The organism is Mycobacterium sp., from assembly GCF_049278535.1.
Classification (GTDB): Bacteria; Actinomycetota; Actinomycetes; order Mycobacteriales; family Mycobacteriaceae; genus Mycobacterium.
Map to the genome: position 1 here is coordinate 25,418 of NZ_JBAPMI010000071.1, position 6,978 is coordinate 32,395.

Consider the following 6,978-nt stretch of genomic DNA (forward strand, 5'->3'; position numbering starts at 1 on the left):
GGGAAACAATGACATTCGCACTCAAGCCCGAGGACTACTACCACACCGGCATTGTCGTGCCCGACCTCGATGCCGCAATGGGCCGGCTCAGCGCGCTGGCCGGCTACCAGTGGATCAGCCCGTTGACGTATACGTTGCCGTTTCGCACGGTGAACGGAACCCGCGAACTCACCTCGACATTCGTTTACTCGCTGCAGAGCCCGCACGTCGAACTCATCCAGCAGGTGCCGGAAAGCCCGTGGACCGCAGCGGCAGGCAATTCGGTGCATCACCTGGGTTACTTCGTCGACGACCTGGCCGAAACCGCCCGGGCTCTGGAGGCGAACGGCTTTGCCTTCGAAGCGACTGCCGACACGTCGCCGCCGGACTTGGCGCTGTTCGCCTATTACATCGACGCGTTCGGCACCCGTATCGAGATCGTCGACCGCAAGCTGTTTCCCGACTTTCCGGCGTTCCTGCGGTCGGCGGCGCCGCCGGCCGACGCCTGACAAGGGGCCTGACATGGTGCTGCCGGTACTGCGGTTCAACTTCGCATCGCCGCAGGGCGAACCGCGTACCCAAGGCGAACTGATCCGGGCGGCACTCGAATTGGCGCAGTGGGGCGAGTCGCGGGGCATCATGACGGTGAGCGTCGACGAGCACCACGCCACCGGGCAGGGATGGAGCTGCAACCCGATTCTGGCCGCCGGGATGTTTCTGGCACGGACGTCGACGCTGATCGCCAGCGTGGACTGCGCGCTGGGCCCGCTGTGGAACCCGGTCCGGCTCGCCGAAGACATCGCTTTGGTCGACAACATGAGCCGCGGCCGACTGCACACCACGGTGGGCCTGGGCTATCGCACGAGCGAATATGACTCGCTGGGAGTCGATTTCGGCCAACGTGGGCAATTGATGGACAGCCTGATCGAGCAAATGCTGTCAGTATGGGCAGACATAGGTTCGTGGACCCGACCACATCCGCCGCTGTACGTCGGCGGCGGTGCCCGGGTAACCGCACGGCGGGCGGCGCGGTTTCGCCTTCCGCTCAGCCTTGCCGACCACCTGCCCGACGTCGCGGCTTACTACCGCGAGTTGTGCGCCGAGGCTGAGATGTCGGCGCTGGTGATCATGCCGGGGCCGATCAACCGTGGAATGATTTACCTACACGAGGATCCCGACCGAGCGTGGGCCGAGCTTGGTGAGCACATCCTTTGGGAGGCAGTCACTTACGGTGGATGGTCGCGTGACCAACGCTCGCTGATGCACCTGCCCGGGGTGCAGACGCTCGATGAGGTGCGGTCGTCGGGACGCTACCGTTTCCTGACGCCCGACCAACTTCTCGCCGAGGTGCGCGATGCGCCCGATTACGGGCCGATCGTGCTGCATCCACTCGTCGGCGGCATGCCAGTCGACGAAGCGTGGAAATCGGTGCAGCTGTTCGTCGACAACGTCCTGCCCGCGCTCACTTGACTCGGCTACCCGAGGAGCTCAGTGGCCTCTTGCGTCGCTGCCTGAGGCATTAGCGCCTTCTTCGATTTGAAGCCGCATGTGATATCAGTCCGCGCTGGCAGCAGGGCGCAAATGGCCTTGCTGCGAGCGCGTATTGGCCGGTAGAGCAATCTGCCACACGCGATATCGCATGTGCATCAATTTCCAACATCGTGTCATGGCGACTTGCTGGTGTAGGTGTGATTGCTGGGAGCAAGATCAGTACGCAGCTACCCTGGCCGCATGGGCGCCAACAGCCGAATCCGGGTGGCCCGGGTCTATGACGACCTGAGTCCCGACGATGGCGGGCGCGTGCTGGTCGACCGGTTGTGGCCGCGAGGATTCCGGAAGGGCGACCCGCGGGTGGGCGTCTGGCTGAAAGACGTTGCGCCGTCGAAAAAACTGCGCGCCTGGTACAACCACCAGCCTGAGCTTTTCGATGAGTTCACGGCGCGATATGAGCAAGAGCTCCAGGGCGGCGAAGCGTTCGACAAGCTGCGGACGTTGGCCAAGCAGGGGGTCGTCACGCTGGTGACCGCGACCCGCGACGTGCAAAACAGTCACGCAGCGGTGCTGGCAACGCTGCTCGAGGGCGGCTGAGACGCTTGGTCAATAGTCGTGGCGCGCCAACTGAGTGCCGCCGTCGCGGTCCGGCCCCGCGATGCTCACCACCGCCGGGACCATCTCACTGGTGACCAAACCATGTTCTGCGGTCAACTCGTGGACGATGTCGAAACTACGCGCGATCCATTCCGGCGTGTCGATAATGATCGTGACCACCGGCATGCGTCGGGTCAGCTGAAAGAGCTTGTCGCCGTGCGGTTTATGATCGCCGTGAAATCCCCAGATACCACGCAGAACGGTTGCGCCGCGGACCATTCCGGATTCCAGTAGCCGGTGCACCAGCGCGCGGTGAATCGGGACGCCGCCGTGACCGGTGGCTTCGCTGGTGTGCACCATCAGCTTCTGCCAGAGCGGCCGGCCGTGGTCGTCGGTATCTGGTAGCCGATGTGGCCGCGCGAACAACGCGCCGGCCCGTTTGCACAACCGCACCCGTTCGACCGTCAACAACGCGCTGGGCGCGGCGGTGCTGAGCTCGGCGACCACCGTGGCGACCTGCGCCGCGGCCCCGACCGAGATGATCATCAGCGGAACGTTGACATTGCGGCTGAAGAATGCGGCGCGGTAACGCTCGCCGTGTGCGGTGCCGTCAACACCCAAAAAGACTGCGCCACCGGAGAATCCCTGCCGGTGCAGCAGATCGCACACCGCACGATACGCAGGCAGCCCGCCGATGCGCTCCTGGCGTCCGACATAGACGGTCAGCTTGACCGCGTCGTCGGAGCCCACGTCGAGCAGATCATCGCCGCCGACCAAGCGGGCGCGTTCCAGCGTCACCAGACCGTGGCCGGTCATCGCGACGACGTCGTCGACCAGGCCGCTGATCTTCGACTCGACGTCGACGGCGGCGATCGCCACCGGCGGATCCTCGGACAGGCTCAGCGACTCGTCGGTGCGCAACACATGGCGGGGCCCGAAACTCGCGATGCCGCGCAGCATGACGCTCGTCGCGATTTCCCGGGTATCGAACAGGTCCAGCATCGCGTCGGCCAAAAAGCCGGGACGACGGCCATCGGTGACGGCGCGTTGGCGTTCGCCGAAGTAGCTGGTGAGCTTGAGGGAGGGCTGATTCACAGGCGGCTCGCGATCCACTGCCCGAAGAGCGCCGCGCCGAGACCCAGGACGATGCTGACGACGATGTTGGCGACCGCATTGCGCACCTGGCGTTCCTCGCTGAGCCGCTGCGTTTCCAGCATCCAGGTCGAGAATGTGGTGTACGAGCCGACGAACGCGGTGCCCGCCAGCAACGCCGTGTACCGGCTCAGAGCCAGGCTGCCCAACAGTCCGAGAAGGGCGGCACCGCTGATGTTGACCGCGAGGGTTCCGAAGGGGAAGGACCGCGCGGCCCTACGAGCGACCGCGCGGTCCACCAGAAAGCGCAGTACCGCTCCGATACCGCCGGCGAGCACCACCCCGATCCAGAGCATCAGCGCATCGGCACCCGGCGAACCAGCGCAGTGGCCATATACACCGCAACCAAGCCCAAAACGACGCTGGCGCAAGTGTATTCAGCTGCCAATCCGTAATGTTGGTGGGCGATCATCTTCAGTGTCTCGACCTGCATGGTCGAGAAAGTGGTCAGACCACCGCACAGGCCCGTTCCAAGGAGGGGGCGACGGTAACTGGACAACGGCAAGCGCTCCAACAACCGGGTGGTGAAATAACCGAGCAGGAAGGCGCCGACGATGTTGACCGCGAACGTCGGCCAGGGCCAGCGCGCCGGGTCTGCGGGCGCCAGATAGCTCAAGCCGGTGCGCGCCACGGTGCCAAGAGCGCCACCGGCGAACACTGCGGCCAACTCACGGTAGTCGCGGGGCGACGCTGAGTTGGCCACTCGTCGAAATCCCTTCAATTGCAGGGCGTGCTCAGGCAGCTTATTCGGCACAATTGGCGGAATGGTGGACAACCCGCGCGCCGGCCAGTTGGCGCAACCCGAAGACCTCGTCGATCTGCCGCATCTCGTCACGTCCTACTACTCGGTCGAACCGGACCCCGAGGATGTGGCGCAGCAAGTGGCGTTCGGAACGTCGGGTCACCGTGGCTCGGCGCTGAACGGCGCCTTCAACGAGGCCCACATCCTGGCCATCACCCAGGCCATCGTCGAATACCGCGCCACGCACGGCACCACCGGCCCGCTGTTCATCGGCCGCGACACCCACGGTCTCTCGGAGCCGGCGTGGGTGTCGGCGCTCGAGGTGCTGGCCGCCAATCACGTCGTGACGGCCGTCGACTCGGCCGACCGCTACACCCCGACCCCGGCGGTCAGCCACGCGATCCTCACCTACAACCGCGGCCGCGGGGACGCACTGGCCGACGGGATCGTGGTGACGCCGTCGCACAATCCACCCTACGACGGCGGCTTCAAATACAACCCACCCAATGGCGGGCCGGCCGACACCGACGCCACCAACGCAATCGCCAAGCGCGCCAACGAGATTCTGCGAAACGGCGAGGCGGTGAAGCGGGTGCCGCTGGCCCGCGCGCTTCAGAGTGTCGAGCGTCATGACTACATGGACGCCTACGTCGACGACTTGCCGAACGTGGTCGACATCGACATCATCCGCAAGGCGGGCATCAGGATCGGCGCCGATCCGCTTGGTGGGGCCAGCGTCGACTACTGGGCCGCGATCGCCGAGCGGCACAACCTCGACCTGACCGTCGTCAATCCCCTGGTCGACGCGACGTGGCGATTCATGACGCTCGACCACGACGGCAAGATCCGGATGGACTGCAGTTCACCGAATGCGATGGCGGGGCTGATCGCCAACCGCGACCGCTACCAGATCGCTACCGGCAACGACGCCGACTCAGACCGGCACGGCATCGTCACCCCGGACGCTGGGCTGATGAACCCGAACCACTACCTGGCAGTGGCCATCGACTACCTGTACACGCACCGGCCGTCGTGGCCGGACGGTGTTGCCGTCGGTAAGACCGCGGTCAGCTCGTCGATCATCGATCGGGCGGTCGCCGGGATCGGGCGCAAGCTCGTCGAGGTGCCGGTCGGGTTCAAGTGGTTCGTCGACGGTCTGATTGGCGGCACCATCGGCTTCGGCGGTGAGGAATCGGCGGGGGCGTCGTTCCTGCGCCGCGACGGATCGGTGTGGACCACCGACAAGGACGGCATCATCCTGGCGTTGCTGGCCAGCGAGATCCTCGCCGTCACGGGCGCGACGCCGTCGCAGCGTTATCAAGAGCTGACCGAAAAATACGGCGCCCCAACGTATGCCCGGCTCGACGCGCCCGCCGACCGCGAGCAGAAGGCCCGGCTGGCGAAGCTGTCGGCCGACCAAATCAGCGCCACCGAGCTGGCCGGAGAGCAGATCACCGCAAAGCTGACCGCCGCGCCCGGCAACGGTGCGCCGCTGGGGGGTTTGAAGGTCACCACGGCCAATGCCTGGTTCGCCGCACGGCCGTCGGGCACCGAAGACGTGTACAAGATCTATGCCGAATCATTCCGCGGGCCCGAGCACTTAGCCGAGGTCCAGCGAGAAGCTCAAGAGGTTGTGGATAAAGTCATTGGGTGACCCTCGTCTCGCAACGCGCCCGCTTGATCGCCTGGCGTCGCAATTCGACGAGGCTGCCACGTGAAGCCTGGGTGCTGATCGCGGCGAATGCGGTGGCCGCGCTTGGCTACGGCGTGGTGTCGCCGGTGTTGCCGGCATTCGCCCGAACGTTCGGGGTCAGCCTGGGCGCGGTGACGTTTTCGATCACGATTTTTTCGGTGATGCGGCTGTTCTCCGCCCCGCCCACTGGGCTGCTGGTGCAGCGGCTGGGGGAGCGATCGGTCTACGTGGCCGGGCTGGTGATCGTGGCGGTATCCACCGCCGCATGCGCATTCGCCCAAACCTATTGGCAGCTACTGGTATACCGCGCGATCGGTGGCATTGGGTCGACGCTGTTCTTCATCTCCGCGTTGGGTCTGATGATCCGGATCAGCCCGCCCGACGCCCGCGGGCGGGTCGCCGGTCTGTTCGTCACCTCGTTTCTGGTCGGCTCGGTCGGCGGCCCGCTTGTGGGCAGTCTCACCGCAGGGCTAGGGCTCAAAGCGCCGTTTCTGCTTTACGGAGTCGCGGTGCTGATCACGGCGATCGTGGTGGCTTATAGCTTGCGTGGGTCGACACTGGGCGCGCCCACCGAGCACGCCGAGCCGGCGGTGACAGTGCGTGCCGCGCTTCGGCACCGCGCGTACCGCGCGTCGCTGGCGTCGAACTTCGCGACGGGCTGGGCGGTGTTCGGATTGCGAATGGCGGTGGTGCCGCTCTTCGTCTCCGACGTGCTGGGCCGCGGGCCGCGGATGACAGGTTTGGTGCTGGGGATGTTCGCGCTTGGCAACCTCGTCGTGGTGTTGCCCAGTGGCCATCTGTCCGACCGGATCGGCCGGCGCACCCTGTTGATCATTGGTCTGGTCACCTGCGCCGCGGCGACCGCCTGGTTGGGCGCGTCGACGTCGGTGCCCGTTTTCCTCGTTGCCGCGTTCGCGGGCGGCGCGACCTCGGGCATCTACTCGTCACCGGGGCAGGCCGCGATCGCCGACATTCTCGGCAGCACGGCGCGCACGGGCACCGCGGTCTCGACGTTTCAAATGATGGTTGACCTCGGCGCGATCGTCGGCTCGTTGTCGGTGGCTCAGATCGCTGAACACCTCAGCTACGAATGGGGCTTCGCGATCAGCGGTGTCGTGCTGCTGGCAGCCGGAGTGGGCTGGATATTCGCACCGGAGACGCGGGTATCGGGTCACACGCCGCCGTGCGATGAGTGGGAGACCGGGGCCGCGTCAGAACTGGCTTGAGCTGCGACTTTGAAGGCTGGCAGGCCGTGGTGTAGCTTCGATGGGCACGACATCTGGGGCTATGGCGCAGCTGGTAGCGCACCACACTGGCAGTGTGG

General features: G+C 65.7%; 8 protein-coding genes. 5 read left to right on the forward strand and 3 right to left on the reverse strand.

Features of this window, described 5'->3' with window-relative positions; genetic code table 11:
• Nucleotides 1–8 precede the first annotated feature (8 nt).
• From WAO18_RS04155 to WAO18_RS04165, 3 genes are all read left to right on the forward strand, one after another.
• The gene (locus WAO18_RS04155; RefSeq protein WP_422204121.1) at nucleotides 9–488 is read left to right on the forward strand and encodes a VOC family protein; all 480 of its coding nucleotides are present in this window, start codon (nucleotides 9–11) and stop codon (nucleotides 486–488) included.
• Between the two features lie 13 nt (nucleotides 489–501).
• Nucleotides 502–1,449 (forward strand): LLM class flavin-dependent oxidoreductase, encoded by a 948-nt coding sequence (locus WAO18_RS04160; protein WP_422204123.1) that lies wholly within the window; start codon nucleotides 502–504, stop codon nucleotides 1,447–1,449.
• A 261-nt stretch (nucleotides 1,450–1,710) separates the two neighbouring features.
• The gene (locus WAO18_RS04165) at nucleotides 1,711–2,067 is read left to right on the forward strand and encodes a DUF488 domain-containing protein (RefSeq protein ID WP_422204125.1); all 357 of its coding nucleotides are present in this window, start codon (nucleotides 1,711–1,713) and stop codon (nucleotides 2,065–2,067) included.
• A 9-nt stretch (nucleotides 2,068–2,076) separates the two neighbouring features.
• On the opposite strand, the gene WAO18_RS04170 is transcribed toward WAO18_RS04165, so the two are convergent.
• The 3 genes from WAO18_RS04170 to crcB (WAO18_RS04180) are packed head-to-tail and all read right to left on the reverse strand — an operon-like array spanning nucleotide 2,077 to nucleotide 3,922.
• Nucleotides 2,077–3,162 (reverse strand): DUF190 domain-containing protein, encoded by a 1,086-nt coding sequence (locus tag WAO18_RS04170; protein WP_422204127.1) that lies wholly within the window; start codon nucleotides 3,160–3,162, stop codon nucleotides 2,077–2,079.
• Entirely contained in the window at nucleotides 3,159–3,515 is a 357-nt protein-coding gene (gene crcB / locus WAO18_RS04175; protein WP_422204128.1) for a fluoride efflux transporter CrcB, read from the reverse strand. Before crcB (WAO18_RS04175) ends, WAO18_RS04170 begins: the two co-directional genes overlap by 4 nt.
• Nucleotides 3,515–3,922 carry a fluoride efflux transporter CrcB gene (gene crcB / locus WAO18_RS04180; protein ID WP_422204129.1) on the reverse strand — a complete coding sequence of 136 codons (408 nt, stop codon included), beginning with the start codon at nucleotides 3,920–3,922 and terminating at the stop codon, nucleotides 3,515–3,517. Before crcB (WAO18_RS04180) ends, crcB (WAO18_RS04175) begins: the two co-directional genes overlap by 1 nt.
• A gap of 61 nt (nucleotides 3,923–3,983) precedes the next feature.
• On the opposite strand from crcB (WAO18_RS04180), the gene pgm reads away from it, so the two are divergent.
• On the forward strand, nucleotides 3,984–5,615 hold the full coding sequence (gene pgm, locus WAO18_RS04185; RefSeq protein ID WP_422204130.1) for a phosphoglucomutase (alpha-D-glucose-1,6-bisphosphate-dependent): 1,632 nt from the start codon (nucleotides 3,984–3,986) through the stop codon (nucleotides 5,613–5,615).
• Nucleotides 5,612–6,880 (forward strand): MFS transporter, encoded by a 1,269-nt coding sequence (locus WAO18_RS04190; RefSeq protein WP_422204132.1) that lies wholly within the window; start codon nucleotides 5,612–5,614, stop codon nucleotides 6,878–6,880. The genes pgm and WAO18_RS04190 overlap by 4 nt, the downstream gene beginning before the upstream one ends.
• The last annotated feature ends 98 nt before the right edge of the window (nucleotides 6,881–6,978 follow it).

Bases quoted from the DNA above. Each gene is read 5' to 3' on its own strand.
- crcB (WP_422204128.1), bottom strand. From the start codon at position 3,515: ATGCTCTGGATCGGGGTGGTGCTCGCCGGCGGTATCGGAGCGGTACTG.
- pgm (WP_422204130.1), top strand. From the start codon at position 3,984: ATGGTGGACAACCCGCGCGCCGGCCAGTTGGCGCAACCCGAAGACCTC.
- WAO18_RS04160 (WP_422204123.1), top strand. From the start codon at position 502: ATGGTGCTGCCGGTACTGCGGTTCAACTTCGCATCGCCGCAGGGCGAA.
- WAO18_RS04155 (WP_422204121.1), top strand. From the start codon at position 9: ATGACATTCGCACTCAAGCCCGAGGACTACTACCACACCGGCATTGTC.
- WAO18_RS04165 (WP_422204125.1), top strand. From the start codon at position 1,711: ATGGGCGCCAACAGCCGAATCCGGGTGGCCCGGGTCTATGACGACCTG.